Below are 25,348 nucleotides of genomic sequence, written 5' to 3'. Positions count from 1 at the left end.
GCATCGTTCATGCCGCGCTCGCTTTAAAGCTGCAGGACGAGAACAGCTTCGTCAGTGCGTCTTGGTCTCGTGCCACTTCTCGAGATCGGGCTTCACCTCGCCCGATCCCTGCTCTTTCTCGGGATTGCCCTTCCAGGGCTTGTCCGTCTGTCTGTGCGAACCCCAGTCGTTCTGTTGCCGGGGATCGTCATTGGGCCGTTCTTTGCTCATCGATCTATCTTTCCCTGAAACCTCAAGCGAAGCGTTCCCTGAAACCTCAAGCGAGGGGAACGCCGTAATAGGCGTTGATGCCGCGCACCGCGGCATCGTCACCCCAGTTCCAATCGCTTCGTTCGCCGTATTTCGGCGCCCCTTCCAGCTCCTTGGTGGTAATGCCGGTGACGTACCCGCCGAGCTCCGTGTCGTATTTCAGCGATTGCCAGGGCAACGGATAGTGGTCGTTGCCGAGGCCAAGGAACCCTCCGAATCCGAGCACGGCGTACGACACCTTGCCGCTGACCTTGTCGATCATCACGCGTTCGATCGAACCGATCCGATTGCGATCGGCGCCGTAGACCGACGTTCCCTCGACCTTATCGCTGCCGATCAGCCGGCCCATCTCGCTGCGGCCCAGCTCGCCTTGATTCAGCATCTCGATTCTCCACTCAGCCAATGTGAATCAACCGGATCAACCAGCGATCGTTCCGGCACCGATGTTCCAGCGGCGAGCCAGGAACATCGCAGGGAAGGAGCCGTTCTCTGAGCTTCATGCACAACCAAGGACCGCGCGATGTCCCAGACCGTCTCCGACTTCATCGTCCAGCGTCTGCATCAATGGGGCGTGCGCCACATCTTTGGCTATCCCGGCGACGGCATTAACGGGGTATTCGGCGCGATGAACCGGGCCGAAGGCAAGATCGGCTTCGTGCAGGCGCGGCACGAGGAGATGGCGGCATTCATGGCGAGTGCTTACGCAAAGTTCTCCGGTCGGCTCGGCGTTTGTATCGCGACCTCCGGACCCGGCGCCTCGCATCTCATCACCGGGCTCTACGATGCGCTGCTCGATCACCAGCCGGTGCTGGCGATTGTCGGTCAGCAGGCACGCAACGCCCTCGGCGGGCACTACCAGCAGGAGCTCGACCTTCTCTCGATGTTCAAGGACGTCGCCGGAGCCTACGTCATGCAGGCATCTTCGCCCGCACAAGTGCGGCACCTGATCGATCGCGCGGTTCGGATCGCGCTGGCGCGGCGAACCCCCACCGTCATCATCCTGCCCAACGACCTGCAGGAGGAGCCTTACGAAAGCCCGCCCCACGCACACGGCACCCTGCATTCCGGCATCGGCTACAGCGCACCCAGCATTACGCCGCACGAGGCCGATCTCGATCGCGCCGCGGAGGTCCTCAATGCCGGCAAGAAGGTTGCGATGCTGGTCGGCGCCGGCGCGCTTGGCGCCACCGACGAGGTGATCGCCGTCGCCGACCGGCTGTCGGCCGGCTGCGCCAAGGCGCTACTCGGCAAGGCCGCGCTGCCCGACGACCTGCCATGGGTCACCGGCTCGATCGGCCTGCTCGGCACCGAGCCCAGCTACAACATGATGATGGAATGCGACACGCTGCTGATGGTCGGCTCCGCCTTTCCCTATGCCGAATTCCTGCCCAAGGAGAGCGCCGCGCGCGGCGTGCAGATCGACATCGACGCCAGCATGCTCTCGATCCGCTTTCCCATGGAGGTCGGCCTCGTCGGCGATGCCGCCGAGACACTGCGCGCATTGTTGCCGCGACTGAAACCCAAGAGTGACGGCGCCTGGCGTCAGCGGATCGAAGATGACGTCGCAAAATGGTGGAAGACGCTGGACGGCCAGGCACATCAGCCGGCGGCGCCGGTCAATCCACAACTCGTCGCCTGGGAATTGTCCCCGCGCCTGCCCGACCGCGCGATCGTCACCAGCGATTCCGGCTCTTGCGCCAACTGGTTCGCGCGCGATCTGAAGATGCGACGCGGCATGACGGCCTCGCTCTCCGGCGGCCTCGCCTCGATGGGTGCCGCCGTACCCTATGCGCTCGCCGCGAAGTACGCCCATCCGGATCGGCCAGTGATCGCCCTCGTCGGCGACGGCGCGATGCAGATGAACAACATGGCCGAATTGATCACTGCCGCGAAGTACTGGCGCAACTGGAAGGATCCGCGCTTCGTCGTCTGCGTTTTCAACAACGAGGACCTCAACCAGGTGACCTGGGAGCAGCGCATCATCAACGGCGATCCGAAATTCGAGGCCTCGCAGCGCATTCCCGACGTCTCCTACTCCCGCTTCGCCGAGCTCATCGGCCTGCGCGGCATCTTCGTCGATAGCTCAGAGCTGCTCGGCTCGGCCTGGGAGCAGGCGTTGGGATACGAGATGCCGGTCGTGCTGGAGGTGAAGACCGATCCCGAAGTGCCGCCGCTGCCGCCGCATATCACGCTGCAACAGGCCAAGAACTTCTCCCTCGCGCTGATGAAGGGCGATCCGGACGAAGGCGGGATGATCAAGGGAGCAGCGCGGCAGGTGCTCGAAACGATCCTGCCCGGAAAGGAATGAGGTGAACCATGAGCGATTTCCGCGATATCCAGCACGGCGTCAACGATCCTGTCGATGGCGTCGACGTGAAGTACCACTTCAACGACAACAGGACGCCGCACGAGCGCGCGCAGCGCCATGCCGACGTGCGTGCCGACGCCACGGCCGCCCCCGCCGAGCCGTTCCTGCCCGAGCGGCTTCGACGCAAACCGACCGACCCGATCAATCCGCGCACCGGACGAAATCCCGCGGATTAGTCGTTAGGAACCACGGCCCCTGCGGCGTGTTGATCGGCGCAACATGGCGCGGCAAGCGGCCGCGCGTCCAATTGGAGGGACCAGACATGAAACGTGCCGTCATCGCACTTGCTTGCGTGCTCTTCGCAGGCCCCGCACTCGCCCAGTCGCTGGGCGAGAAGACCGGCGTCAATTCGGCGCTCGGCGTCGCGCCTGCGACCGCCGACTTCGTCAAGGAGGTCGCGATCAGCGACATGTTCGAGATCGAGTCGAGCAAGCTCGCCGAGCAGAAGGGTAACGCGCAGGAGAAGAGCTTCGCGCAGCAGATGGTGACCGACCACACCAAGACCAGCACCGAACTCAAAGGCCTGGTCGGCGACAAGAAGGTTGATGCGACGCTTCCGACGGCGCTCGACAGCTCGCACCAGAGCAAGCTCGACAAGCTCAAGAGCGCCACGGGCAAGGACTTCAGCTCGAACTACAATTCCTATCAGGTCAGCGCCCATGAGGACGCCGTGTCGCTGTTCGAACGCTACGCCAAGGGTGGCGACAATTCCGCGCTGAAGGATTGGGCCGGCAAGACTCTGCCGGCGCTCAAGCACCATCTCGACATGGCCAAGGAGCTCGGCAAGGCGCCGAGCGTCGGCCAGTCCAAATAACGGGGTCGCTGAGGAGGCCGCCGCTCGGCGTCCTCCTCGTCCCGCAACGACGCCGACCAACGGGAGATATGCGAGGCGGCACGTCACCGGAACATTCATTGTCATACAGAATTTACAAGACAGCCACGAAAGATATCTCGCCAGACCGATGGCACTCGTGAAAGTAAAACCCACTCGGATCGATCAGGCGCTCGCAAGCGAAATCGCGCACGACACCAATTCAGGCATCGAGCAAGCCGCCCAGACTTTGACTTGGGCTGCGGACGAGCACGTGCTGCTCGCGCTCGCTGCGGCTGGATGGCTTTATGCCCAGATCCGGCGACCCGAAGCGCGCCCAGCAGCAAATCACGTGTTGGCGGTCTCCTTGGCGACTGCGGTGCTGCCGCACCTGCTGAAGTCCCTGTTTGACCAGACAAGGCCCGACCGACTGACGGTGCGCGGTCATGCACACGGCGTTCCCATTTCGGGGCGGTCCCGCGATGCGTTCCCTTCCGGCCATGCCTTGCACATGGGCGCGCTGGCCTCGGCAGCCGGGCTGCTGAACCCCGTCCCACGCCGGCTGGTGCGCTCGCTCGCCGTGGCTCTGTCATTGACGCGCGTCGTCGTGCTTGCCCACTGGGCCAGCGACGTGGTGGCGGGCTTCACCCTCGGCATCGTCATCGAGCGACTGTTGAGGCCGTTCACGCTCGCAAAGCTACGGCAGCAGCGGCCTGCTGCCTCGCGGGTGCGGTCATGACGGAATATCTCCTGCGCTTCATCGCGGGCGGGGTCATCGTCTCCGCCTTCGCGATCCTGGGAGACATGCTCAAACCGAAGAGTTTTGCCGGGCTGCTCGGCGCGGCGCCGTCGGTCGCGCTGGCCACTCTCAGCATTGCCGTCGTCCAGCACGGCCCAAAATATGCCGCCGCCGAAAGCTGGACGATGATCTATGGTGCCATTGCGCTCGCCTGCTACAGCGTCGCCGTCTGCCAGCTCCTGATAAGATTTCATCTCAGCGCGCTACCAGCCACCATCGCCGCTTTTGCCGTATGGCTCGTCGTCGCCTTCGGCCTGCTCGCGGGTTTCGGAGGCGCGGCCTGATGCCGATCAAGCTGTCTTCGTCGGCGCTCAAACAGACCCGATGGTACGAGTATGGCGTTCGCTTTGTGCTCGGCGGGCTGGCAACGGTCCTCACGGGGATCTTGAGTTCACGTTTCGGCGTCTCCGTCGGCGGGCTCTTCCTCGCGCTCCCTGCCATCTTCTGCGCCAGCGCAACGCTGATCGAAAGTCATGAGCGCCGCGCCAAGGAAAAGGCCGGCCTCAGTGGGAGCAGGCGCGGACAGCAGGCCGCAGCGCTCGATGCTGCGGGCGCTGGCCTTGGAAGCATCGGTCTTGCGGCATTCGCCATGGTCTTTTACGTCGTGGTTCCGACGACCACAATCGGCGCGTTCGTCGCCGCCATTCTGGTGTGGGCGGCCGTGTCGGTCTTGGCGTGGTGGCTGAGACGAAAGCTTCGCATCACCCGTACGCTGCAGACCGGGCGCATCGCGCGATCAGCGAAGGGCCGCGGCATCTTCCCGTAGCATCAGAAAGCCATACATCTCGGCAGCCGTCTGAAGCTGATCGATGCGCGCAAGAACGACGTTGCGCTGATGGCCGTCCGGCAAACCCGAGAGCTCGTGCTCGAGCCGCAGCTTCTGCGCCTCGAGACGCTGTTCGAACGTATGTGGCTCAGATCGTCTTCGCATCTTCCGTCCTCGGTGGCTGCAGCTCCGGGCTGTTGGCCCAGCGCTCGACTTGTTCCATGACCTTCTGGTGGCTTGGCCGCACCGGCTTGGAAGCTTCGGGCTCTTCGGAAAGCTTACGGGGCAACCTGACTTCGTCGGTCATGACTTCTCTCCCTTTCCAGGAGAATGCGCTCAGGCGAAAGTCGTTCATAATAACGCATTGATTTTATTGCATATTCATACTCATTTGGGGGCTTCCTCGCCTCTTATGGAACTACCGCCAAATTGGCTCGTTGAGTAAACTACTCAACCTACTCAATTTGCGTGATCACCATGAACGAGCTTCGCGCCGACCGCCTCCAGGTCATGCTCTCGCCGGAAGAGTTGGCCGCCGTTGACAATTTCCGGTTCAAACATCGCATGCCGACGAGAGCAGCGGCGGTCCGCGAGCTCCTCAAGTTCGGACTGGCTGCCGCAGGCGTCGACGCAGCCGCCGGTGTGAAGTCGAGCAGCTTCGGCGTGTTCGGCCGCGGACCTCAGGGACATACTCAGGCAGATTCCGAGGGCGGTACCGAGGACTGAGCCCGGAGGCCTTCCACGAGCGAACGGCCCCGGCACGGTGGGTGCCGGGGCCGTCCTTGGAGATTGCTTCCGGCGCACCGGGGGCATGACAACCGGAAGCAACCTGTCGACTCCACGCGCGGGGATTCGTTCCTCGTGCGAAACCTGCCGTTTCGTCTAAAGCGCGATGAGTTTAGAGGAATCGTCATCGCGCTTTGGGTTATTGTTTGAGCATGATCTTTTCGGAAAACCGCTGCGCACTTTTCCGGATCATGCTTTAGCCGCTCGGCGCGTCGCCGGAATCGTCCGGCGTCATGCCGGACCCCGGCGTCTTGCTATTGTCGTTCAGCTTGGGATCGCGCGTCGCCTCTCGCGACGGCGAGCCCTTCGAATTCGGCTTTTGCGGATCAGTCTTGTGCACGGACTGCGCGCGCTGCTTGTCGCGCGGCTGCTGCTCCGCCCGCTTGTCCCTGACGATGCCGTGGTCGGAATGGGCCATGATGTGCCTTCGCCTCTTCTGATGTCTCGAAGCGCTTACGCATAGTGGCGCCGAATGTTCCGGCGCGGTGTTAGCTGTGCGTTGCGTGGACCGCGGCCGATGCATTCTCCAGATGCACCTGACGCACCGTCGTCACCGTCGCAAATGCGACCGAGACGCCAAAGGCGAGAACGAATGAAAGCAGAGCCAGACGTGGAGCCATCGCAAAACCTCCTTCTGGAATGAAAACCGACGCGATTGACGATTTCCCGATCATCCTGGATTGGTCGCTTGCATTCCGTGAGCGGTCTCACACGCGGATTCACGAAACCGAGAGCGTTCACGCGTCCCGCTGGTGAGGGAAACGACCCGCAATGGGCGGAATCTCGCCATCCAGCCAATCCTGCTCGTGGGCGAGCGCCGTCCAGGCGTCCGCCATGCGCGAATAGCGCTTGTGGGCGGGTTGTCCTTCGGCGCGCTCGGCGAGCTGAAGGCAATTGTCGGCGTTGTCCCTGAAGATGTCAGACTGTTTCATGAGAAAGACGTGGGGACGGAACTCCCGGGTCGCAATGCCCTTACCGCATCGTAACGTCAGGGGAACTTCGCCCGCCATCCGCAGTTGATCGCGATGCGAGTTCTCGTCGCCATCATTCTGGCATTGATCAGCACCGTTGCGCTTGCCGACAGCAATGGCGAACGAAAGCTTGGCGACCGCCCGCCGGGCGCAACCGAAGTCATCAGCGGCCTATATAATTTCAGCCGCTTTCAGCAGGGCCTGCTGGAGAGCACCGATCTGAAGGGCAACGCCGAGGTCAGGAACCTCGCCGCCTTGCGCGCCGAGGAAGCGGCCAAACGCGACAAGGCGCTGAAGCAGATTCAGGAGGCGATCGGCGCGGAGCCCCGCGTCGGCAAGACGACGTCCGTCGGCGCCAGCCTGATCGAGCCCGAAACTTCGGACGGACCGACTTACGTCCGAAGCTTCTATGCCTCGCAGATTCCCGAATATGAATCGGCCATCCAGCTGCTCGAAAGCTACCTGAAGGCGCCCGACAACACTGCGCTCGCAGCCTTCGCGCGCGAGCAGCTCCCGCTGCTGCGCGCGCAGGTCAAGGATGCCGAGCGAACCATGGCGGACAAGTAGCCTCCTTACTTGTCTTACTTGTCGTTCGGATGATGTTGCTGGCTCTGCGGCCGCACGGTGCGGTCGCTCTCCGGCATCTTGTCCCGGCCCGCATCGCCATTGTCGTCTTTGCCGCCCGACGTCGAGGTACCGCTCCCGCTCGGGTTGGACCGGGTCGCCGCCCCCGTGGTCGGTGGATCCGCCTGCGGGCTGGCGGAGCTGGCGGCGGGATCGCCAGTCACCGCCCCGCGGCCGCTGGGCGCACCGCCCTGCGCCAAGGCCGACCCGGCAAATAGCATGACGACGATCGCGACAAGTGCTGATTTCATATCCGTTCTCCTCATTTGCGGGCTAACCGCGAGGCTTGGCGCTCCGTTCCGGGGCAGGCGTGGATAGACCAACGGAGACGTCCGGGATGGCCGGCGTCATTCTTTTGGGCCCGCAGGGAACCAATCCGGCGGATCGCTGTTGTTTTCGTTGGGCTGAGCAAGACAGGTTCCATTTCCTCGCGTCGCAACCTTGGCGCTTGATTTCGAATTTGGCTGACGCTCTATTTTGACCAATCGCGTCTTGCCTGGATTCGGCCGACGCCTGCGGGGGAAAAATCGTATGAGCGACCTCGATCCCGGAACTGCATCACGCTCCGGTCGTCGCGTCCCAAAGCCAAAAACCAACGGTCTGTCGGATCCGGATTCTCGGGCCGAATTGCTGCAGGCCCTGCAGGCCATGCGCAGCGGCGATTTCTCGGTGCGCATGAGCGGCGACTATCTCGGCATCGACGGCAAGATCGCCGATACTTTAAATGAAATCATCGCCGCCAATCAGCGCATGGCGCAGCAGCTCGAGCTGGTCGGCCAGGTGGTCGGCCGCGAAGGCAAGACCCGGCAGCGCGTGAAGTTCGGCCTCGCCTCGGGCTCCTGGGCCGACATGGAAGGTTCGGTCAACACGCTGATCGACGATTTGTTGTGGCCGACGCGCGAGGTGACGCGCGCTGTCGCCGCCGTCGCCCAGGGCGACCTGCTCCAGACCGTCAAGCTCGACGTCGACGGCCGTCCGCTCCGCGGTGAGTTCTTGCAGTCGGCGACCATCGTCAACACCATGATCAAGCAGCTCGGCGTGTTCACCTCCGAGGTGACGCGCGTGGCGCGCGAGGTCGGCACCGAAGGTAAGCTCGGCGGACAGGCCCAGGTGCCTGAGGTGACCGGCGTCTGGAAGGACCTCACCGAGAGCGTCAACTCGATGGCGAACAACCTGACCAACCAGGTTCGCAACATCGCCGAGGTGACGATCGCGGTGGCGAACGGCGACCTCTCCAAGAAGATCACGGTCGACGTCCGCGGCGAGATCCTCCAGCTCAAAGAAGCCATCAACACGATGGTGGATCAGCTCCGCTCGTTCGCCTCCGAAGTGACGCGCGTGGCGCGCGAGGTCGGCACCGACGGCAAGCTCGGCGGCCAGGCCATCGTGCCCGGCGTCGCCGGCACCTGGAAGGACCTGACCGACTCCGTCAACGCGATGTGCGGCAACCTGACCGCGCAGGTCCGCAACATCGCCAACGTCACCACCGCCGTGGCGCGCGGCGACCTGTCGCGCAAGATCACGGTGGACGTGCGCGGCGAAATCCTGGAGCTGAAGGACACCATCAACACCATGGTGGACCAGCTCAACTCCTTTGCCTCGGAAGTGACGCGCGTGGCGCGCGAGGTCGGCACCGAGGGCAAGCTCGGCGGACAGGCCCAGGTGCCCGGTGTGGCCGGCACCTGGAAGGACCTCACCGACAACGTCAACTTCATGGCCTCGAACCTGACCGCGCAGGTCCGCAACATCGCCGACGTCGCAACCGCCATCGCGAGCGGCGATCTGTCGAAGAAGATCACGGTGAACGTCTCGGGCGAAATCCTTCAGCTGAAGGAGACGCTCAACACCATGGTCGATCAGCTCAACGCCTTCGCCGGCGAAGTCACGCGCGTCGCCCGCGAAGTCGGCACCGAAGGCCGGCTCGGCGGACAGGCCAACGTGCTCGGCGTCGCCGGCACCTGGAAGGACCTCACCGAGAGCGTCAACTCGATGGCGTCGAACCTGACCGCCCAGGTCCGCAACATCGCCGAGGTGACGACCGCTGTCGCCGGCGGCGACTTGTCGAAGAAGATCACGGTGGACGTGCGCGGCGAGATCCTGGAGCTGAAGGACACCATCAACACCATGGTGGACCAGCTCAACGCCTTCGCCGGCGAGGTCACGCGCGTCGCGCGCGAGGTCGGCACCGAAGGCAAGCTCGGCGGACAGGCGGTCGTGCGCGGCGTCGGCGGAACCTGGAAGGATCTCACCGACAGCGTCAACTCGATGGCCTCGAACCTGACCGGCCAGGTCCGCAACATCGCCGAGGTCGCGACCGCGGTCGCCAAGGGCGATTTGTCGAAGAAGATCACGGTGAACGTGTCGGGTGAAATCCTTCAGCTGAAGGAAACGCTGAACACGATGGTCGACCAGCTCAACGCCTTCGCCGGCGAAGTGACGCGCGTCGCCCGCGAGGTCGGCACCGACGGCAAGCTCGGCGGTCAGGCCGGCGTGCCCGGCGTCGCCGGCACCTGGAAGGACTTGACCGACTCCGTGAACTCGATGGCGGGCAACCTCACCGCCCAGGTCCGCAACATCGCCGAAGTCGCGACCGCGATCGCGGGCGGCGACTTGTCGCGCAAGATCACCGTGGACGTGCGCGGCGAGATCCTTCAGCTCAAGGACACGCTGAACACGATGGTCGACCAGCTCAACCGCTTCGCGGGCGAGGTGACGCGCGTCGCGCGCGAGGTCGGCACCGAGGGCCGCCTCGGCGGTCAGGCCAACGTGCCCGGCGTCGCCGGCACCTGGAAGGACCTCACCGACAGCGTGAACTCGATGGCGGGCAACCTCACCGCCCAGGTCCGCAACATCGCCGAAGTGACCACCGCCGTGGCGCGCGGCGACTTGTCGCGCAAGATCACCGTCGACGTGAAGGGCGAAATCCTCGAGCTCAAGAATACCATCAACACCATGGTGGACCAGCTCAACGGCTTTGCCGGCGAAGTCACGCGCGTGGCGCGCGAGGTCGGCACCGAAGGCAAGCTCGGCGGCCAGGCCGAGGTGCCCGGCGTCGCCGGCACCTGGAAGGACCTCACCGACAACGTCAACTTCATGGCCTCGAACCTCACCGCCCAGGTCCGCAACATCGCCGAAGTCGCGACCGCAATCGCCGGCGGCGACCTGTCGAAGAAGATCACGGTGGACGTGCGCGGCGAGATCCTGCTGCTCAAGGACACCTTGAACACCATGGTCGAGCAGCTCCGCTCCTTCGCCGCCGAAGTGACGCGCGTCGCGCGCGAGGTCGGCACCGAGGGCCGGCTCGGCGGTCAGGCCGTCGTCCCCGGCGTCGGCGGCACCTGGAAGGACCTCACCGACAACGTCAACCTCTTGGCCGCGAACCTCACCACCCAGGTCCGCAACATCGCCGAAGTGACCACGGCGGTGGCGCGCGGCGACCTCTCCCGCAAGATCACCGTCGACGTGAAGGGCGAAATCCTCGAGCTCAAGAACACCATCAACACCATGGTGGACCAGCTCAACGCCTTCGCCGGCGAAGTCACGCGCGTGGCGCGCGAGGTCGGCACCGAAGGCAAGCTCGGCGGCCAGGCCCAGGTGCCCGGCGTCGCCGGCACCTGGAAGGACCTCACCGACACCGTGAACTTCATGGCGGCCAACCTGACCGAGCAGGTGCGCGGCATCGTCAAGGTCGTCACGGCCGTCGCCAATGGCGATCTGAAGCAGAATCTCACCGTTAAATCGAAGGGCGAGGTCGCCGCCCTCGCCGACACCATCAACAACATGACCGAGACACTGGCAACCTTCGCCGACCAGGTGACGTCGGTGGCACGCGAAGTCGGCGTCGAAGGCCGGCTCGGCGGTCAGGCCAACGTGCCGGGCGCCGCCGGCACCTGGAAGGATCTCACCGGTAACGTCAACCTGCTCGCCGCCAACCTCACCTCGCAGGTCCGCGCGATCGCCGAGGTCGCGACCGCCGTCACCAAGGGCGACCTGACGCGATCGATTCAGGTCGACGCCCGCGGCGAGGTGGCCGAGCTGAAAGACAACATCAACACGATGATCACGAATCTCCGTCTCACGACGGACGTGAACACCGAGCAGGACTGGCTGAAGACCAATCTGGCGAAATTCACCAACATGCTTCAGGGCCAGCGCGATCTCGCCACCGTCGGCCGGCTGCTGCTCACCGAGCTGTCGCCGCTGGTCAACGCGCATACCGGCGTGATCTACCAGGTCGAGAGCGAGGACAACCCGCAGCTTCTGCTGCTGGCTTCCTACGCCAGCGACGGCGTCTATCCGTATCCGCGCGTGCTGCAGTTCGGCGAAGGCCTGATCGGCCAGTGCGCGCTCGACAAGCGGCCGCGCGTCGTCGGCGACATTCCGTCCGACGTGGTGCCGATCAACTCGGCGCTGTTCCGCGTCGCGCCGAAGAACCTCGTCGTGCTGCCGGTGCTGTTCGAGGGTCAGGTCAAGGCCGTGATCGAGCTCGCCTCGCTCGTCTCCTTCACGACCTCGCAGATGACGTTCCTGGAGCAGCTCACCGACTCCATCGGCATCGTGCTCAATTCGATCGAGGCGACGATGCAGACCGAAGGCCTGCTCAAGCAGTCGCAGCAGCTCGCCGGCGAGCTCCAGACCCAGCAGCGCGAATTGCAGCAGACCAACGACCAGCTCGAGCAGAAAGCGCAGCAGCTCGCCGAGCGCAACGTCGAGGTCGAACGCAAGAACCAGGAAATCGAGCAGGCCCGCCGCGCCTTGGAAGAAAAGGCGACCGAGCTCGCGCTGACCTCTAAGTACAAGTCCGAGTTCCTCGCCAACATGAGCCACGAGCTGCGCACGCCGCTGAACTCGATCCTGATCCTCGGACAGCAGCTCACCGACAATCCGGATGGCAACCTCTCGGCCAAGCAGGTCGAATTCGCCCGCACCATCCACGGTGCCGGCACGGACCTGCTCAATCTCATCAGCGACATTCTGGATCTGTCCAAGATCGAATCCGGCACGGTGACGGTCGACGCCGAGGAAATCCTGACCGCGAACCTGCTCGAGACCGTCGGGCGGCCGTTCCGGCACGAGGCGGACAACCGCAATCTGTCGTTCAAGATCGACGTCGATCCGACCCTTCCACGCAGCATCGTCACCGACTCCAAGCGTCTGCAGCAGGTCCTGAAGAACCTGCTCTCCAACGCTTTCAAGTTCACCGCCGAAGGCGAGGTGCGCCTGAAGGTCACCGCCGCGGTCGGCGGCTGGGGAACGGATCACCCGGTGCTGAACTCCGCACCGGCCGTGATCGCGTTCGAAGTGTCCGATACCGGCATCGGCATTCCCCTGGAGAAGCAGAAGCTGATCTTCGAGGCGTTCCAGCAAGCCGACGCCGGCACCAGCCGCAAATACGGCGGCACCGGCCTCGGACTTGCGATCAGCCGCGAGCTCGCTAGCCTGCTCGGCGGCGAGATTCATCTGCGCAGTTCGCCCGGCAAGGGCTCGTCCTTCACGCTTTATCTGCCGCTCAAATATTCCGGCCCGACGCTCGCGCCGCGCGCGACGCCCGCGTCACAGCAACACAGCCAGCCGCCGGCGCTGCAGACGGCCGCACCTGAGCAGCAGCGTGTCATCGAGCAGCTTCCCGACGACCGGCTCAACCTCGAGCCCGGTGACACCATCCTCCTGATCGTCGAGGACGATCCGCACTACGCCCGCGTGCTGGTCGACCTGGCCCGCGACAAGGGTTTCAAGGTGCTTGTCGCCGCCCGCGGCGCGGAGGCGCTCGAGCTCGCCAAGCAATACCAGCCGAGAGCCGTCTCGCTCGACGTGTTCCTGCCTGACATGCTCGGCTGGACCGTGCTGAGCCAGCTCAAGCACAATCCGCTGACCCGCCACATCCCCGTGCAGATCATCACGCTGGACGAGGATCGCCAGCATGCGCTGGCGCGCGGCGCGTTCTCCTTCGTCAACAAGCCGACCACCACCGAAGGCGTTTCCGCCGCGCTGACGCAGATCAAGGAATATGCTCGGCCGCGGCGCAAGCGGCTCTTGATCGTCGAGGACAACGAGGCTGAGCAGCTCTCGATCCGCGAGCTGCTGCATCACGACGATATCGAGATCGTGACGACGGACACCGGCGCCGGTGCGCTCTCGACGCTGCGTGAGACCCCCTGCGACTGCGTGGTGCTCGACCTCCGCCTGCCCGATATGAGCGGCTTCGAGGTGCTGGACCAGATCCGCAACGACGAGGCGCTGTCGAACGTTCCGGTGGTCGTCTTCACCGGCCGCGAGCTTTCGGCGGAGGAGGACGCGGAACTCCACACCATGGCACGCAGCATCGTTGTCAAGGGCGTGGAATCGCCGGAACGGCTGCTCGACGAGACCGCACTGTTCCTGCACCGCGTGATCACCGAACTTCCGGTCGAGAAGCAGCGCATGCTGGAGAAGCTGAACAGCTCCGACGAGGACCTGATCGGCAAGACCGCCCTGCTCGTCGACGACGACGCCCGCAACATCTTCGCGCTGTCGAGCGTGCTGGAACGGCGCGGCATGAAAGTGCTGACGGCCACGACCGGCAGCGAGGCGGTGGCGCTGGTCGAATCCAATCCGGAAATCGCCATCGTCCTGATGGACATCATGATGCCGCAGATGGATGGCTATCAGACCATCGGTGTCATTCGCGAAAACCCGGCTTTCGCCCGCCTTCCGATCATCGCGCTGACGGCCAAGGCGATGAAGGGTGACCGCGAGAAGTGTCTGGAGGCCGGCGCGTCCGACTATCTCGCCAAGCCCGTCAACACCGATCAATTGCTGCTTGCGATCCGCATGTGGCTGCACCGCTGAGTTGGATCCGCGTATGGACCACGAAAAGGTCAACATCCTCCTCGTCGACGACCAGCCGGCCAAGCTGCTCGCCTATGAGGTGATCTTGAAGGAGCTCGGTGAGAACCTCGTGATCGCCTCGTCGGGGCGCGAGGCGCTGGAGGTCCTGCTCAAGACCGAGATCGCGGTGATCCTGGTCGACGTCTGCATGCCCGAGCTCGACGGCTTCGAGCTCGCCGCGATGATCCGCGAGCATCCACGCTTCCAGAAGACCGCGATGATCTTCATCTCCGCCATCCAGGTCAGCGACATCGACCGATTGCGCGGCTACGAGATGGGCGCGGTCGATTACGTACCGGTCCCGGTCGTGCCCGAGGTGCTGCGCGCCAAGATCAAGGTGTTTGCCGAGCTCTACCGCAAGACCCGCGAGCTCGAACGACTGAACCAGGAGCTCGAGGACCGCGTCCGCGCCCGCACGGCGGAACTGGAGAACTCCACGGCGAAGCTGCGCGAGAGCGAACAACGGCGCAGCATGGCGATCGCGGCCGGCAAGATGGGATCCTGGGACTGGGACTGGATCAGCGGCGACTGGATGTGGGACGAAGGGCAATATCGCATCTTTGGCGTCAGCCCCGAGAGCTTCGAGGTCAACCCGGCCAACGTTCAGGCGCTGCTGCATCCCGATGACGTCGATCAGTTGCGCAAGGCGATCGCCGAGTTCAACAGGGGCACGCGGGCCTACGAGACCGAGTTCCGCATCATGCGCCCCGACGGAGAAGTGCGCTGGTGCGTCGGCACGGCGGCGGCGACGGTGGACGATAGCGGTCGCGTCGTGCGCGTGAGCGGCGTCACCGTGGACATCACCGAGCGCAAGCGCGCCGAGGAACGGCAGAATCTGCTGGCGCGGGAAGTGGATCATCGCGCCAAGAATGCGCTGGCGCTGGCGCAGTCGATCGTGCGTCTCACCCGGGCCGACGAGGTCAAGGCCTATGTCAACGCCGTCGAGGGACGCATCAATGCGCTCGCGCGCGTGCACACCATCCTGTCGCTGTCGAGCTGGCAGGGTGCCGAGCTCTCCAGGCTGATCGACGAGGAGCTGGCGCCCTATTCGCTCGGCGGCCAGATCATCTTGGCAGGTCCGGAGGTCCAGTTGCTGCCGGCGACGGCCCAGACGCTGGCGCTCGCCCTGCACGAGCTCTTCACGAACTCGGCCAAGTACGGCGCCCTCTCGACCAGGTCGGGACGGCTCACGATCGGCTGGCAGGTCGAGGACCAATTGCTGACGCTGAGCTGGGATGAATCCGGCGGTCCGCTCGTCATGACTCCGAAATCGCGCGGGTTCGGCACGCGGAGCCTGCTTGCGAGCGTCGAGTCCCAGCTCGGCGGACAAGCGCGGTTCGATTGGCGAGCCGAAGGCCTGTTGTGCCGCCTGGAGGTGCCGTTGACACGCAAGACGGTGGCGACGACCGCATCCGCCAAGTTCGAGGACGCCAGCTCCGCCGAATTGCAGCGCGCATCCGGTTAGAGCGCTTTCCGGCGAAAGAACGAGCCGTTCACTGCGAGAGAATGCGTCAAGGCGAGACGCGAGAGCTTCCGTTCCGATTCTGACGGAGCGAAAAAACCATTAGCCGGACGCCGCGCTCGTCATGCGTCGCGCCGTCCGCGGTTCGCGCGCGACCCGCCCCTCGAGCCAGGCTTCCGTCTGGGCGAGATCGCGTAGCGCCCTGGCATAGCGGCGCGCGGCGCTTCGCTCCGCGCCGCGCGGCAGCTTGCGCGCCTTGCGAAGAATGTCCGCAGCCGCGTTGCGATAGGCCAGCGAGCGGTAAAGAAAGACAACCTTACCCATATCGATGTTCCCGTTTTGCTGGCGCCTATCCTCGCAAGCCCGGCATGAACGTCCGATGAAGCCAGCGATGACAATTCCTTCATTCATATGGAACCAGCGGATTATCGCCCGCGTTTGCATGTCAGATCGGGATACAGTTCCCATGCGCGCAAAAAAGTCGTCGGACCTGATCTCTGCGACCGGCCTCATCAAGCTGATGACGCATGCCATGATGGGCGCAGCCCTCGGCCTCGCCTTCAGTCTCGCGCTGATCCTGTGCAATCCCGCCGTCGCCAGCTTGCTCAATCACGGCGGGAGCCAGGCCGCGATCGTCTTCGCTCTCACATTGGTGACGACGTTCGCCATCGGCGCGACACTCACCGGCGTGGTGTTCATCTTGGCCGAAGACAAGCGGTCTTGAAACGGGCGCCATGCGTGACGGCGAACCTTTGTTGGGAACTCCTGCGCTCCAGGGCGGTTGGCTGCCTGCGTCAATTTAACCCAGGGAGTTCCCTCGCATGACAACGACCAAGCTCGTTCTCACCGCAATGGTGGCCGCCGGCCTCGCCGCCGCGCCGCTCGCCGCACAGGCCAAGTCGCACAAGGCGAAACATGGGTCTTCGATGTCGTCGTCGCAGACCACCGGCGCCAACACCAAGGCGTCCAAGGGCGCCGATCCCTCCGGCCAGGGCGGTTCGGGCCCCGGATCAGACCAGGGCGGCACCATGACGAACAAGACCAGCAAGGGCATGAGCAACACTAAGTGAGCTCAGGCCGGCACGCCGTCAAAAGCCCCGCGGCGACGCGGGGCCTTCTTCTTGATGCTCGATCGGCGACCGAGCGTCACATCGTCGGGCGTCAGCTCATTGCGGCCGGCGCGTTTCAAGGTTGAGCCCGCGGCCCGCAGCATTCGTCTTCACGAGATGCTCGAGCTGCGCCCGCTTGCGTCCGATCAGAAGTTGGGCCGCAGCATCATCGAGACCTGCGCGCTGCAATTGCCGGATGGCAGAGCCCAGTTCGAGAATCTCGGCGCGTAACCTCAAGATCCGGTAAGTGTCCGGGTCCCCATCCACGGCGCCCCCCTCAGAGATTTCAGCGCCGTGTGCTCGTGCGGCCGGGAATACCAACTGTCTTCACGAGACGAAGGCGCACCCGGTCGCGCCCGTCAGGCAGGACATCGCCGCCGCCGGCAGCCTTCCATTCGCCGATCAGTTAATCTTTCGGCGCAGATCCATCTGCGCCAGGGCCTGTTCGGTGCAATCGCGATCGCCGTTGATGCGATCGCGCACGGAAGCCTCGACGTCGGCCATCTCCAGCCTCAAGGCACTGATTTTACGTCGAATTTCATTAATTCGGTTGTCCATAGCTTGTTAGAACAAAATAAGAACATATAGTCAAGCCACGATTTCAGGATGGAGAAGCCAGATGCAGGTTCAAGGCAAGTACAACGCCCGGATCTTTCTCGCCGAGCAGATGACCCGGGCACAAGGGCTGCGGCTGAAACGACTGAGCGAAGAGGCCTATCAGCCCGCACAATATGCGCGCGATCTGTCCTTCACCGAGGCCGCGCGGCGCATCCAGGTGCTGGAAGCGGAGATCGAGCTGGCGAACTCTTTCTAGGCTTTCGCCTGGAAGGCCGTTCGCTGTTTCGGAACCATGCCCGTGTCGAATGGTTCTCCTCGGCCAAGGGAGAACATGCATGGCACGTAAGGCAAAGAAGCGCCGCTACTCACGCAGCTCTGGCAGCGATGTCGAAAGCGAGATGCGCCGCTACAAGAAGGGCACGGCCAAGAGCGGTCGCAAAGGCCGCGGCGGACGCGTGAAGAGTCGCAAGCAGGCGATCGCGATCGGGCTGTCGAAGGCGCGCAAGAAGGGCAAGAAGGTCCCGAAGAAGGCCAGCAAGAAGACGTCCAAGAAGAGGACGACGAAGAAGAAAACAGCCAAGAAATCGAAGCGCAAATCCAGCAAGCGTTGACGCTGACCTGTCTCAGATCATGCTGCCCGGCATGAAGCAGCGGATCGAGACCCCGAAGGCCGTCTTCACCGGCCACACCATGGTGCGGCCGGCGCGGTTCGGCTCGGTGATGACGGCTTCATCCGGGACTTCGACCCATTCCCCGTCCAGACGCACGCGATAATGTCCGTTGTGGGATTCCCAGTCGGGATCAGCGACGGCAAAACCATCGGCGTCCGAGCAGCACGGACCGAGATGGCTGCGCAGGCTGTCGAACCACGGCTTGAGGGGCGAGTCCGCATAGCGGCCGTCATCCCGCCCGAGCGCGCTGCCACCCCAAAGCAGCAACGGCGCCGCAAGCAGCGCCCCCCTCAGCGAGAGCTTCAATCGATCCATGTCGGCACCGATCAAATGCGAACCACCGGCCAGTTCCACAAAGCGGCTAGGGGGTTCGAAGTTCCACGCTTGCAACTCAGTCTGGACGGCGTCATTGCCGCGCCAGACATGCACGATCCGGAACTGTGATGAGCGAACACGGCTTTTTCGGACGAACCGGGTCACCATCTCTGCCGTTAACGAGAATGTTATCGAGTGGCCCTCGCAGATCCCAAGGGCGAACGGAAAAGGCGGCCCGAGGGCCGCCTTTTTGATTTTGGCTGATAGATGTTCGCCTCAGGCGAGCGGCACCGCGACGAACCTCGTCGCCTCGGCGCTTCTGACCTGCAACAGCACGCTGCGCTTGCCGGACGATTTGGCATGCGCCAGCTCCGAGCGGACGTCGCCGACATTGGCGACGGCCTTGCCGCCGACATTGAGGATAACGTCGCCGGTCTGGATGCCGCGCTGCGCCGCAGGTCCTTGCGGATCGACTTCGGTGACGACAATGCCCTTCTGGCCAGCGCCCTGGACGTCGCCGGCCGGAGCCAGGCCAAGCCCGAGACGCGGCGCGCCGGCGCTCGGCTGCCCTCTGCCCTCGTCGGCGCCGCCATTAGCTTTGGCCTGCCGCTCGTTCGGCAACTCGCCGAGTGCAAGCGTCAACGTCTTGGTCGTGCCGTTGTGGAAGACGTCGAGCTTCACCGAGCTGCCCGGCGCCAGGGTGGCGATGGTACGGGCGAGGTCGCGGGAGTCCTTGATCGCGGTGCCGTTGACGGCGGTGATGACGTCACCCGCCTCGATGCCAGCCTTCGCCGCCGGGCTGCCATCCTGCGGATTGTCGACGATGGCGCCACGCGCCTCCTTCAGGCCGAGGCTGTCGGCAATCTCCGACGTCACCGGCTGCACCTGCACGCCGAGCCAGCCGCGGGTCACCGCGCCTTTGTCCTTCAGCTGCGCGACGACGAGTTTTGCGGTCGAAGCCGGAATGTCGAAGCCGATGCCGACCGAGCCGCCGGAGGGCGAGAAGATCGCGGTGTTCACGCCGATCACGTTGCCGCTCATGTCGAAGGCCGGGCCCCCGGAATTACCCTTGTTGATGGGCGCGTCGATCTGGATGAAGTCGTCATAGGGACCGTTGCCGATGTCGCGGCCACTGGCCGAGACGATGCCGGCGGTCACGGTGCCGCCGAGACCGAAGGGATTGCCGACCGCGACCACCCAGTCGCCGATCCGCGGTTTCTGGTCGGAGAATTTGACGAACGGAAAGTCCGTCTTGCCGTCGACCTTGATCAGCGCGAGATCGGTCTTCGGATCGGTGCCGACGACCTTCGCGGTGTAGCTCGTGCCGTCGTCCATCGTCACCTGCACCGACGCAGCGTGGTCGACGACGTGGTTGTTGGTCACGGCGTAGCCGTCGGCGGAGATGAAGAAGCCGGAGCCTTCGCCCGTGATCATCTGATGGCGCTGGCGCGGCATGCCATTCGGGCCGCCGGGGAAGCGGAAGCCGAACTGCCGCGAGAACTGGTCGAACGGCGTCGCCTCGTCCTGGTCCATCCGGTTCTGTTGCAGCATGGCGCTCTTGTCGTTGTCCTGCTCGATCCTGACCCGCACCGAGATGACGGCCGGCTTGACCTTGCCGACAAGATCACCGAAGCCCGGCGGCGTCGCGGCGGATTCGGCGGCCTGGGCTGGCGCGATGAAGGAGCTCGTACCGAAATTTGAAGAGCCGGGAGAAGCCGCCAGCACGGCCACGCCGAGCGCGGCCACGGTGCCGAGCAGCGCGAGCCGGCGTGGCTTCAAGATCTTGCGGGACGTCGTGGTGTCGGAATTGGCGCGATCGTTCATGTCGAAATGTCCATGTTGGATAAGGTGTCGCCTTGCACCAAACATGGACATCGTCACCTTACGACGTCCCGTCCGTCCGATTAAATCTTGGCAAACAACATGCGAGCGGACACAAGCGGGAAGATCGTCCCCGCGCATTTGATGCAGCTCAACGCAGGTCTTGCGGGCAGTGAAAAACTGCGGCCACCGGATGATATTCATCGGAGGCGCCCCATGTACAAAGACATTCTCGTCCACATCCCCACCGAACGTCCCATGCGTTCCGCGATCGATGGCTCGATTTCGCTGGCGGCGCAGCTCAACGCCCATCTCGACGCGGTCGCGATCGGCTATGTCGCGACAAGTGCAGCTTACGTGATGGAGGGCGGCGCCGCGGTGGCGGCCGTGTTCGAGCTGGAACGCGAGCGCGCCGTGGAGCGGGCCGAGGCCGCGCTCTCGGTGTTCGGGATCGAAGCGGCGAACGCCGGCATTTCCTACGCCTGCCACCCGCTCGGCGCGATCCCGGTGGACGCAGCCGGCTCGCTCGGCGAGATGGCGCGGCTGCACGACCTCAGCGTCGTGCTTCAGCCGGAGCCTGCGCACGGCTCGTTCGACAACGACGTGCCGGGCGAAATCCTGTTTCAGTCGGGCGGCCCGGTGTTGTTCCTGCCCTACACCTTCCATGGAGCGTTCAAGGCGGGGCGGATCGGCATCTGCTGGGACGGCAGCCGCGTCGCGGCGCGGGCCGTGCACGACGCCGCACCGTTCCTGGCACGCGCCGAGGAGATCGTGATCATCACCATCAACGAAACCAGAGCGGTCTCGGACGAAGCTTCAGCGAGCAATCTGGCAAGACATCTCGGCCGGCGTGGACTGTCGACCCGCACGGTCGGCCTGTCGGCGACGCGCGCCGACATCCAGCCCACCATCCTGTCGCTGGCGGCCGACGAGGGGCTCGATCTCCTGGTGATGGGCGGCTATGGCCATTCGCGATTGCAGGAACGCGTTCTCGGCGGCGTCACCCGCGCCATGCTGGAAGCCATGACGGTCCCGACGCTGATGTCGCATTGAGACGAACAGGCGCCGTCATGCCGCGACTGGGGCCTCCCATGTCGCGGGCGCCGCGGCGCCATCGTCGTGCTTCACGTTGCAGGCGTCGAAATGCGCCTTGAGCTCGACCTCGGCGAGATATTCGAAATGCTCGGCCTGGCCGAGGAGTTGCCAGTTCTGGAGCGGCCGGTAGGCCGCCTGCTGACGACAGAGGGACGCCAGCGCCCGGTAGCGACGTACGTTCTCCATGAGACCCTCCCTCGCATTTGCAGAGCTTATTGCCCTTATTTGCGTCAGGCAAATGGCGGTTATGCAAAAGATTTGCTGCGCCCACCGCGCACCTGATCTCGGCCCGCTCTTGAAATGCGTATTCAGGCGAAAGTTCCAATTGGCGCCGACCGACACTCGGCCCCCCCCCCCCCCCCGCCAAGGGCGGACAGTCTCGGCCGATTGCGGCGTCGCCTCGAGATTGGACATAGTCTACCGGAGACGACCTCCATCGCCTACGCGTACCCGCTGCGCAGAACTGACTTGCACGTGCGGAACTCGGCCGGCCTCGGCAGCGAGGCGAATGGCCGCAATATTGGTGGCGTAGTCGGCGGCGCCCTTGCCGCGGAACACGGCCGAACCCGCCACCAGCGTATCGGCGCCCGCGGCCGCCACGGCAGCCGCATTGTCGCGCGTGATACCGCCGTCGACCTCGATCCGGATCGGCCGGTCGCCGATCATGGCCTTGATCCGTTCGATCTTCGCGAGCTGGGATTCGAGGAAGGACTGGCCGCCAAATCCCGGATTGACCGTCATCACCAGCACGAGATCGACGCGATCGAGCACGTAGGCGATCGCGCTCTCGGGCGTGGCGGGACACAGACTGACACCGGCCTTCTTGCCGAGCGCACGGATCGCCTGCAGCGAGCGGTCGAGATGGGCGCCGGCTTCGGCGTGCACCGTGATGACGTCGGCTCCGGCCTTCGCGAACGATTCCAGATAAGGATCGACAGGCGCGATCATGAGATGGACGTCGAAGATCTTCTTGGTCGTCGGCCGGATCGCCTTGATGACGTCGGCACCGAAGCTGATGTTCGGCACGAAGTGTCCGTCCATGACGTCGCAATGGATCCAGTCGGCGCCGGCCGTGTCGATTGCCGCGACCTCCTCGCCGAGACGCGCGAAATCCGCAGCCAGGATCGAGGGGGCGATGATGATCTCTCTGGTCATGGCTTTGCACTCCGCGTATCGGCGCCGCCGCTGAAAACGCGGCTCGCCAGGACGTCCATGGGATCGATGGTTTCGAGGTCGGCGACATCGAGCATGCGATCGAGATCGGACACCAGGCGATCGGCCTGCCGCAGCCGGATGCGGTCGACGGCATTGCGGATCGAGCGCGCATTGGAGAAGAACGGCTGGGTCCGGCGCAGCGCGATGTATTTTTCGAACGCCTCCCGTGCCGCGGCCGAGAAGCGATAACCCCGCTCCTTCAGCATCAGCTCGGCAATGACGAGCAGCTCGGCCTCCGCATAGTCGGGGAATTCGATGTGGTGGGCGATGCGCGAGCGGAAGCCGGGATTGGAAGCGAAGAAGCTCGTCATTCGCTCGCCATAGCCGGCGAGGATCACGACGAGGTCCTCGCGCTGGTTCTCCATCACCTGGAGCAGGATCTCGATGGCCTCCTGGCCGTAGTCGCGCTCGTTGTCGGGGCGATGGAGGTAATAGGCCTCGTCGATGAACAACACGCCGCCCATCGCCTTCTTCAGGATCTCCTTGGTCTTCGGCGCGGTGTGGCCGATATATTGGCCGACGAGATCGTCACGTGTGACCGAGATCACCTGCCCGCGCCGCACGAAGCCGAGGCCGTGGAGGATCTTGGCCATGCGCAGCGCCACCGTGGTCTTGCCGGTGCCGGGATTGCCTGTGAACGACATGTGCAGCGTCGGCGGCGCGGAGGCCAGGCCCGCGCGCTGCCTGATACGTTCGATCAGCAGCAGTGAGGCAATCTGGCGCACGCGGCTCTTCACCGGCCTCAATCCGACCAGCTCCCGCTCGAGCTGCTGAAGCGTGTCGGTGATCCCGGCCGCTTCAGCTTCCTTGCGGAGATCGAAATGGGTCTCGCCGGGCTCGGTCGTGGTTGCGTGGGGAACATCCAGCATAGCTACCCTCGAAGAAAAGAGCTTCGCCGCGGGGGAGCGGCGAAGCAGTGGTCCGCCAAGGATACGGAGCAGGGAGAGCTCCGCGCGGAAGAGAGAAGAGAATGGCTATTGAGAGGCGTGGGCGGCCGGCTTCCGAACCGTGGTGTAACGGATCGCGCGGCCGCCGACTTCCTGCCGCACCAGCTCGAACTCCGCCTCTTGCGGCGGCCGGTTGACGAGGAAGGAAATCCGCACCGATTCCCAGCCATGGCTGGAATCGAAGCCGCTGATGCGGATGTAGCTGTTACCGTACACCCTGCGGCATTCGGCGAGCTCCATCATCACGCCGGCGGCGTCCTGAAGGTCGAACATCGGCAGGCCCCACATCTCCCAATAAGTATTGCGGGGATGCGGATCGTCAGTGAACTCGATGTTCACCGCCCAACCCTTGGTCAGGCAATATTGCACCTGCTTGGTGATCTGATCGTCGGTGAGATCGGGCAGGAACGAGAAGCAGCCTTGAGTCAGCTTCATGTCAAATCTCCTCAAACGGTTTCGAGCGCCGTCGGCACGAAGTCCGGCGTGTCGGTGGATTGATAGTTGAAGGTGACGTCCTTCCAGACCTCGAGCGCGGCCTTCAGCGGCGTGCAGGTCTCGGCCGCCTTGGCCAGGATCTCCGGGCCCTCGTGGACGTAGTCGCGGCCCTCGTTCCGGGCGAGGATCATCGCTTCCAACGCTACGCGGTTGGCTATCGCGCCGGCCGCAATTCCCATGGGGTGACCGATGGTGCCGCCGCCGAACTGCAGCACGACGTCTTCGCCCAGAAGGTCGAGCAGCTGGTGCATCTGGCCGGCATGGATGCCGCCGGAGGCAACCGGCATCATCTTGTTCAGGCTCGCCCAGTGCTGGTCGAAGAACAGGCCGTGCTCGAGCTTGGTCGGATTGAAGTCCTCGCGGCAAACGTCGTAATAGCCGCGCGTGGTGTTGGGATCGCCTTCGAGCTTGCCGACCACCGTGCCGGCATGGATGTGGTCGACGCCGGCAAGGCGCATCCATTTGGCGATGACGCGGAACGACACGCCATGGCTCTTCTGCCGCGTATAGGTCGAGTGGCCGGCGCGGTGCAGATGCAGGATCATGTCGTTGCGCCGCGCCCATTTGGCCATCGACTGGATCGCGGTGTAACCGATCACGAGGTCGATCATGACGACGCACGACCCCAGCTCCTTCGCGAACTCGGCGCGCTCGTACATGTCCTCCATCGTGCCCGCGGTGATGTTCAGGTACGTGCCCTTCACCTCACCGGAGGCGGCCTGCGCGCGGTTCACGGCTTCCATGCAGTAGAGAAAACGATCGCGCCAGTGCATGAAGGGCTGCGAGTTGATGTTCTCGTCGTCCTTGGTGAAATCGAGCCCGCCCTTCAGTGCCTCATAGACCACGCGGCCATAGTTGCGGCCCGAAAGCCCGAGCTTCGGTTTCACCGTCGCGCCGAGCAGCGGCCGGCCGAACTTGTCGAGCCGCTCGCGCTCGACCACGATGCCGGTCGCCGGCCCCTGAAACGTCTTCACATAGGCGACGGGGAATCGCATGTCCTCCAACCGCAGCGCCTTGAGCGGCTTGAAGCCGAACACGTTGCCGATGATCGAGGCCGAGAGGTTCGCGATCGAGCCCGGCTCGAACAGGTCGAGGTCATAGGCGATGTAGGCGAAATACGAACCCGGCGCACCCGGGACCGGATCGACGCGGTAGCATTTGGCGCGATACTTCTCGGCGGCGGTCAGGCGATCGGTCCACACCACGGTCCAGGTCGCGGTCGAAGATTCACCGGCCACCGCGGCCGACGCCTCGATCGGGTCGACGCCTTCCTGCGGCGTCACGCGAAACAGTGCGATGACGTCGGTGTCCTTTGGCGTGTAATCGGGCTCCCAATAGCCCATGCGCTTATATTCCATCACGCCGGAGCGATAGCGCTCTTTGCCGCGGACCGTACCTGCATGTGCGTTCATGTCTCTC

32 protein-coding genes are annotated in these 25,348 nt (G+C 64.2%); 15 read left to right on the top strand and 17 right to left on the bottom strand.

Translation table 11 applies throughout. From position 1 onward, the window contains the following. Window positions 1-51 precede the first annotated feature (51 nt). A complete protein-coding gene (locus XH84_RS39780; RefSeq protein ID WP_164935903.1) occupies window positions 52-210 on the bottom strand; it encodes a hypothetical protein in 159 nt (52 codons plus the stop codon). 46 nt (window positions 211-256) lie between these two features. Beyond that, window positions 257-631 (bottom strand): PRC-barrel domain-containing protein, encoded by a 375-nt coding sequence (locus XH84_RS14910; protein ID WP_128916750.1) that lies wholly within the window; start codon window positions 629-631, stop codon window positions 257-259. Between the two features lie 138 nt (window positions 632-769). Between XH84_RS14910 and XH84_RS14905 the strand changes: the two genes are divergently transcribed. The 6 genes from XH84_RS14905 to XH84_RS14880 all read left to right on the top strand — a co-directional run bounded on the left by XH84_RS14905 (window position 770) and on the right by XH84_RS14880 (window position 4,993). Continuing rightward, the gene (locus tag XH84_RS14905; protein WP_128916749.1) at window positions 770-2,557 is read left to right on the top strand and encodes a thiamine pyrophosphate-requiring protein; all 1,788 of its coding nucleotides are present in this window, start codon (window positions 770-772) and stop codon (window positions 2,555-2,557) included. 8 nt (window positions 2,558-2,565) lie between these two features. Further along, window positions 2,566-2,793 carry a hypothetical protein gene (locus tag XH84_RS14900; protein WP_128916748.1) on the top strand — a complete coding sequence of 76 codons (228 nt, stop codon included), beginning with the start codon at window positions 2,566-2,568 and terminating at the stop codon, window positions 2,791-2,793. A gap of 86 nt (window positions 2,794-2,879) precedes the next feature. Beyond that, the gene (locus XH84_RS14895; RefSeq protein WP_128916747.1) at window positions 2,880-3,431 is read left to right on the top strand and encodes a DUF4142 domain-containing protein; all 552 of its coding nucleotides are present in this window, start codon (window positions 2,880-2,882) and stop codon (window positions 3,429-3,431) included. 148 nt (window positions 3,432-3,579) lie between these two features. Continuing rightward, window positions 3,580-4,167, top strand: coding sequence for a phosphatase PAP2 family protein (locus XH84_RS14890; RefSeq protein ID WP_128916746.1), 588 nt, complete (start codon window positions 3,580-3,582; stop codon window positions 4,165-4,167). Next, complete coding sequence (locus tag XH84_RS14885; protein WP_128916745.1) at window positions 4,164-4,511, top strand: DUF3147 family protein; 348 nt, start codon at window positions 4,164-4,166, stop codon at window positions 4,509-4,511. The genes XH84_RS14890 and XH84_RS14885 overlap by 4 nt, the downstream gene beginning before the upstream one ends. Beyond that, a complete protein-coding gene (locus tag XH84_RS14880) occupies window positions 4,511-4,993 on the top strand; it encodes a DUF3147 family protein (RefSeq protein ID WP_128916744.1) in 483 nt (160 codons plus the stop codon). The genes XH84_RS14885 and XH84_RS14880 overlap by 1 nt, the downstream gene beginning before the upstream one ends. Here the strand turns inward: XH84_RS14880 and XH84_RS14875 are convergent. After that, window positions 4,964-5,158, bottom strand: a complete 195-nt coding sequence (locus XH84_RS14875) for a hypothetical protein (RefSeq protein WP_128916743.1) — start codon at window positions 5,156-5,158, stop codon at window positions 4,964-4,966. The genes XH84_RS14880 and XH84_RS14875 overlap by 30 nt on opposite strands. Next, complete coding sequence (locus tag XH84_RS39775) at window positions 5,142-5,300, bottom strand: hypothetical protein (protein WP_164935902.1); 159 nt, start codon at window positions 5,298-5,300, stop codon at window positions 5,142-5,144. Before XH84_RS39775 ends, XH84_RS14875 begins: the two co-directional genes overlap by 17 nt. Window positions 5,301-5,470: 170 nt before the next feature. On the opposite strand from XH84_RS39775, the gene XH84_RS14870 reads away from it, so the two are divergent. Then, entirely contained in the window at window positions 5,471-5,719 is a 249-nt protein-coding gene (locus XH84_RS14870; RefSeq protein ID WP_164935901.1) for a hypothetical protein, read from the top strand. Window positions 5,720-5,975: 256 nt separating this feature from the next. On the opposite strand, the gene XH84_RS14865 is transcribed toward XH84_RS14870, so the two are convergent. The 3 genes from XH84_RS14865 to XH84_RS14860 form a co-directional block, all read right to left on the bottom strand. After that, window positions 5,976-6,197, bottom strand: a complete 222-nt coding sequence (locus tag XH84_RS14865) for a hypothetical protein (protein ID WP_128916742.1) — start codon at window positions 6,195-6,197, stop codon at window positions 5,976-5,978. 70 nt (window positions 6,198-6,267) lie between these two features. Next, entirely contained in the window at window positions 6,268-6,399 is a 132-nt protein-coding gene (locus XH84_RS41390; RefSeq protein WP_283810264.1) for a hypothetical protein, read from the bottom strand. Between the two features lie 117 nt (window positions 6,400-6,516). Further along, a complete protein-coding gene (locus XH84_RS14860) occupies window positions 6,517-6,711 on the bottom strand; it encodes a hypothetical protein (RefSeq protein WP_128916741.1) in 195 nt (64 codons plus the stop codon). A gap of 93 nt (window positions 6,712-6,804) precedes the next feature. On the opposite strand from XH84_RS14860, the gene XH84_RS14855 reads away from it, so the two are divergent. Next, complete coding sequence (locus XH84_RS14855; protein ID WP_128916740.1) at window positions 6,805-7,317, top strand: DUF4142 domain-containing protein; 513 nt, start codon at window positions 6,805-6,807, stop codon at window positions 7,315-7,317. Window positions 7,318-7,331: 14 nt separating this feature from the next. Here the strand turns inward: XH84_RS14855 and XH84_RS39770 are convergent, their stop codons facing one another. Continuing rightward, the gene (locus XH84_RS39770; protein ID WP_164935900.1) at window positions 7,332-7,625 is read right to left on the bottom strand and encodes a hypothetical protein; all 294 of its coding nucleotides are present in this window, start codon (window positions 7,623-7,625) and stop codon (window positions 7,332-7,334) included. Window positions 7,626-7,905: 280 nt separating this feature from the next. Between XH84_RS39770 and XH84_RS14845 the strand changes: the two genes are divergently transcribed. Together XH84_RS14845 and XH84_RS14840 are read left to right on the top strand one after the other, a co-directional pair. Beyond that, window positions 7,906-14,202 carry a HAMP domain-containing protein gene (locus XH84_RS14845; protein WP_128916738.1) on the top strand — a complete coding sequence of 2,099 codons (6,297 nt, stop codon included), beginning with the start codon at window positions 7,906-7,908 and terminating at the stop codon, window positions 14,200-14,202. A gap of 13 nt (window positions 14,203-14,215) precedes the next feature. Continuing rightward, a complete protein-coding gene (locus XH84_RS14840) occupies window positions 14,216-15,706 on the top strand; it encodes an HWE histidine kinase domain-containing protein (RefSeq protein ID WP_128916737.1) in 1,491 nt (496 codons plus the stop codon). 99 nt (window positions 15,707-15,805) lie between these two features. Here the strand turns inward: XH84_RS14840 and XH84_RS14835 are convergent, their stop codons facing one another. Then, a complete protein-coding gene (locus XH84_RS14835; RefSeq protein WP_128916736.1) occupies window positions 15,806-16,027 on the bottom strand; it encodes a hypothetical protein in 222 nt (73 codons plus the stop codon). 142 nt (window positions 16,028-16,169) lie between these two features. Here XH84_RS14835 and XH84_RS14830 point away from each other — a divergent pair, with 142 nt between their 5' ends. Both XH84_RS14830 and XH84_RS14825 read left to right on the top strand, forming a co-directional pair. Next, window positions 16,170-16,427: a hypothetical protein gene (locus XH84_RS14830; RefSeq protein ID WP_128916735.1), complete on the top strand. Its 258-nt coding sequence runs from the start codon at window positions 16,170-16,172 to the stop codon at window positions 16,425-16,427. 97 nt (window positions 16,428-16,524) lie between these two features. Continuing rightward, window positions 16,525-16,773 carry a hypothetical protein gene (locus XH84_RS14825; protein WP_128916734.1) on the top strand — a complete coding sequence of 83 codons (249 nt, stop codon included), beginning with the start codon at window positions 16,525-16,527 and terminating at the stop codon, window positions 16,771-16,773. Between the two features lie 96 nt (window positions 16,774-16,869). On the opposite strand, the gene XH84_RS40790 is transcribed toward XH84_RS14825, so the two are convergent. After that, window positions 16,870-17,079: a hypothetical protein gene (locus XH84_RS40790; RefSeq protein ID WP_128916733.1), complete on the bottom strand. Its 210-nt coding sequence runs from the start codon at window positions 17,077-17,079 to the stop codon at window positions 16,870-16,872. 352 nt (window positions 17,080-17,431) lie between these two features. Between XH84_RS40790 and XH84_RS14810 the strand changes: the two genes are divergently transcribed. Further along, window positions 17,432-17,626 carry a DUF3072 domain-containing protein gene (locus XH84_RS14810; protein WP_128916732.1) on the top strand — a complete coding sequence of 65 codons (195 nt, stop codon included), beginning with the start codon at window positions 17,432-17,434 and terminating at the stop codon, window positions 17,624-17,626. Window positions 17,627-17,705: 79 nt separating this feature from the next. Continuing rightward, window positions 17,706-17,981 (top strand): DUF6496 domain-containing protein, encoded by a 276-nt coding sequence (locus tag XH84_RS14805; RefSeq protein ID WP_128916731.1) that lies wholly within the window; start codon window positions 17,706-17,708, stop codon window positions 17,979-17,981. A 12-nt stretch (window positions 17,982-17,993) separates the two neighbouring features. On the opposite strand, the gene XH84_RS14800 is transcribed toward XH84_RS14805, so the two are convergent. Beyond that, window positions 17,994-18,356: a hypothetical protein gene (locus XH84_RS14800; protein ID WP_128917156.1), complete on the bottom strand. Its 363-nt coding sequence runs from the start codon at window positions 18,354-18,356 to the stop codon at window positions 17,994-17,996. Window positions 18,357-18,632: 276 nt separating this feature from the next. Continuing rightward, the gene (locus tag XH84_RS14795) at window positions 18,633-20,180 is read right to left on the bottom strand and encodes a Do family serine endopeptidase (RefSeq protein ID WP_164935899.1); all 1,548 of its coding nucleotides are present in this window, start codon (window positions 20,178-20,180) and stop codon (window positions 18,633-18,635) included. Window positions 20,181-20,393: 213 nt separating this feature from the next. On the opposite strand from XH84_RS14795, the gene XH84_RS14790 reads away from it, so the two are divergent. Continuing rightward, entirely contained in the window at window positions 20,394-21,230 is an 837-nt protein-coding gene (locus XH84_RS14790) for a universal stress protein (RefSeq protein WP_164935898.1), read from the top strand. A 15-nt stretch (window positions 21,231-21,245) separates the two neighbouring features. Here the strand turns inward: XH84_RS14790 and XH84_RS14785 are convergent, their stop codons facing one another. The 5 genes from XH84_RS14785 to XH84_RS14765 all read right to left on the bottom strand — a co-directional run bounded on the left by XH84_RS14785 (window position 21,246) and on the right by XH84_RS14765 (window position 25,341). Beyond that, window positions 21,246-21,458: a hypothetical protein gene (locus tag XH84_RS14785; RefSeq protein WP_128916729.1), complete on the bottom strand. Its 213-nt coding sequence runs from the start codon at window positions 21,456-21,458 to the stop codon at window positions 21,246-21,248. Window positions 21,459-21,689: 231 nt separating this feature from the next. Continuing rightward, window positions 21,690-22,427: a ribulose-phosphate 3-epimerase gene (gene rpe, locus XH84_RS14780; protein WP_128916728.1), complete on the bottom strand. Its 738-nt coding sequence runs from the start codon at window positions 22,425-22,427 to the stop codon at window positions 21,690-21,692. Continuing rightward, on the bottom strand, window positions 22,424-23,356 hold the full coding sequence (gene cbbX, locus XH84_RS14775; protein ID WP_128916727.1) for a CbbX protein: 933 nt from the start codon (window positions 23,354-23,356) through the stop codon (window positions 22,424-22,426). The genes rpe and cbbX overlap by 4 nt, the downstream gene beginning before the upstream one ends. Window positions 23,357-23,461: 105 nt before the next feature. Next, window positions 23,462-23,869 (bottom strand): ribulose bisphosphate carboxylase small subunit, encoded by a 408-nt coding sequence (locus XH84_RS14770; protein ID WP_128916726.1) that lies wholly within the window; start codon window positions 23,867-23,869, stop codon window positions 23,462-23,464. 11 nt (window positions 23,870-23,880) lie between these two features. After that, window positions 23,881-25,341: a form I ribulose bisphosphate carboxylase large subunit gene (locus XH84_RS14765; protein ID WP_128916725.1), complete on the bottom strand. Its 1,461-nt coding sequence runs from the start codon at window positions 25,339-25,341 to the stop codon at window positions 23,881-23,883. Window positions 25,342-25,348: the final 7 nt, after the last annotated feature.

The sequence above is a fragment of the Bradyrhizobium nanningense genome (assembly GCF_004114535.1).
Classification (GTDB): Bacteria; Pseudomonadota; Alphaproteobacteria; order Rhizobiales; family Xanthobacteraceae; genus Bradyrhizobium; species Bradyrhizobium nanningense.
The sequence above is the reverse complement of the archived record's forward strand: the minus strand, read 5'-3'. Positions and strand labels throughout refer to the sequence as shown.

What these genes read in the sequence shown, in the direction of transcription:
- XH84_RS39780 (WP_164935903.1), bottom strand. Translation starts at nt 210, where the DNA reads ATGAGCAAAGAACGGCCCAATGACGATCCCCGGCAACAGAACGACTGG.
- XH84_RS14860 (WP_128916741.1), bottom strand. Translation starts at nt 6,711, where the DNA reads ATGAAACAGTCTGACATCTTCAGGGACAACGCCGACAATTGCCTTCAG.
- XH84_RS14890 (WP_128916746.1), top strand. Translation starts at nt 3,580, where the DNA reads ATGGCACTCGTGAAAGTAAAACCCACTCGGATCGATCAGGCGCTCGCA.
- rpe (WP_128916728.1), bottom strand. Translation starts at nt 22,427, where the DNA reads ATGACCAGAGAGATCATCATCGCCCCCTCGATCCTGGCTGCGGATTTC.
- XH84_RS14880 (WP_128916744.1), top strand. Translation starts at nt 4,511, where the DNA reads ATGCCGATCAAGCTGTCTTCGTCGGCGCTCAAACAGACCCGATGGTAC.
- XH84_RS14785 (WP_128916729.1), bottom strand. Translation starts at nt 21,458, where the DNA reads ATGGAGAACGTACGTCGCTACCGGGCGCTGGCGTCCCTCTGTCGTCAG.
- XH84_RS14870 (WP_164935901.1), top strand. Translation starts at nt 5,471, where the DNA reads ATGAACGAGCTTCGCGCCGACCGCCTCCAGGTCATGCTCTCGCCGGAA.
- XH84_RS14845 (WP_128916738.1), top strand. Translation starts at nt 7,906, where the DNA reads ATGAGCGACCTCGATCCCGGAACTGCATCACGCTCCGGTCGTCGCGTC.
- XH84_RS14765 (WP_128916725.1), bottom strand. Translation starts at nt 25,341, where the DNA reads ATGAACGCACATGCAGGTACGGTCCGCGGCAAAGAGCGCTATCGCTCC.
- XH84_RS14885 (WP_128916745.1), top strand. Translation starts at nt 4,164, where the DNA reads ATGACGGAATATCTCCTGCGCTTCATCGCGGGCGGGGTCATCGTCTCC.
- XH84_RS14770 (WP_128916726.1), bottom strand. Translation starts at nt 23,869, where the DNA reads ATGAAGCTGACTCAAGGCTGCTTCTCGTTCCTGCCCGATCTCACCGAC.
- XH84_RS41390 (WP_283810264.1), bottom strand. Translation starts at nt 6,399, where the DNA reads ATGGCTCCACGTCTGGCTCTGCTTTCATTCGTTCTCGCCTTTGGCGTC.
- XH84_RS14805 (WP_128916731.1), top strand. Translation starts at nt 17,706, where the DNA reads ATGGCACGTAAGGCAAAGAAGCGCCGCTACTCACGCAGCTCTGGCAGC.
- XH84_RS14855 (WP_128916740.1), top strand. Translation starts at nt 6,805, where the DNA reads ATGCGAGTTCTCGTCGCCATCATTCTGGCATTGATCAGCACCGTTGCG.
- XH84_RS14865 (WP_128916742.1), bottom strand. Translation starts at nt 6,197, where the DNA reads ATGGCCCATTCCGACCACGGCATCGTCAGGGACAAGCGGGCGGAGCAG.
- XH84_RS14840 (WP_128916737.1), top strand. Translation starts at nt 14,216, where the DNA reads ATGGACCACGAAAAGGTCAACATCCTCCTCGTCGACGACCAGCCGGCC.
- XH84_RS14905 (WP_128916749.1), top strand. Translation starts at nt 770, where the DNA reads ATGTCCCAGACCGTCTCCGACTTCATCGTCCAGCGTCTGCATCAATGG.
- XH84_RS14835 (WP_128916736.1), bottom strand. Translation starts at nt 16,027, where the DNA reads ATGGGTAAGGTTGTCTTTCTTTACCGCTCGCTGGCCTATCGCAACGCG.
- XH84_RS39770 (WP_164935900.1), bottom strand. Translation starts at nt 7,625, where the DNA reads ATGAAATCAGCACTTGTCGCGATCGTCGTCATGCTATTTGCCGGGTCG.
- XH84_RS14810 (WP_128916732.1), top strand. Translation starts at nt 17,432, where the DNA reads ATGCAGGTTCAAGGCAAGTACAACGCCCGGATCTTTCTCGCCGAGCAG.
- XH84_RS14900 (WP_128916748.1), top strand. Translation starts at nt 2,566, where the DNA reads ATGAGCGATTTCCGCGATATCCAGCACGGCGTCAACGATCCTGTCGAT.
- XH84_RS14825 (WP_128916734.1), top strand. Translation starts at nt 16,525, where the DNA reads ATGACAACGACCAAGCTCGTTCTCACCGCAATGGTGGCCGCCGGCCTC.
- XH84_RS14790 (WP_164935898.1), top strand. Translation starts at nt 20,394, where the DNA reads ATGTACAAAGACATTCTCGTCCACATCCCCACCGAACGTCCCATGCGT.
- XH84_RS14830 (WP_128916735.1), top strand. Translation starts at nt 16,170, where the DNA reads ATGCGCGCAAAAAAGTCGTCGGACCTGATCTCTGCGACCGGCCTCATC.
- XH84_RS14795 (WP_164935899.1), bottom strand. Translation starts at nt 20,180, where the DNA reads ATGAACGATCGCGCCAATTCCGACACCACGACGTCCCGCAAGATCTTG.
- cbbX (WP_128916727.1), bottom strand. Translation starts at nt 23,356, where the DNA reads ATGCTGGATGTTCCCCACGCAACCACGACCGAGCCCGGCGAGACCCAT.
- XH84_RS14910 (WP_128916750.1), bottom strand. Translation starts at nt 631, where the DNA reads ATGCTGAATCAAGGCGAGCTGGGCCGCAGCGAGATGGGCCGGCTGATC.
- XH84_RS14875 (WP_128916743.1), bottom strand. Translation starts at nt 5,158, where the DNA reads ATGCGAAGACGATCTGAGCCACATACGTTCGAACAGCGTCTCGAGGCG.
- XH84_RS14800 (WP_128917156.1), bottom strand. Translation starts at nt 18,356, where the DNA reads ATGGATCGATTGAAGCTCTCGCTGAGGGGGGCGCTGCTTGCGGCGCCG.
- XH84_RS14895 (WP_128916747.1), top strand. Translation starts at nt 2,880, where the DNA reads ATGAAACGTGCCGTCATCGCACTTGCTTGCGTGCTCTTCGCAGGCCCC.
- XH84_RS39775 (WP_164935902.1), bottom strand. Translation starts at nt 5,300, where the DNA reads ATGACCGACGAAGTCAGGTTGCCCCGTAAGCTTTCCGAAGAGCCCGAA.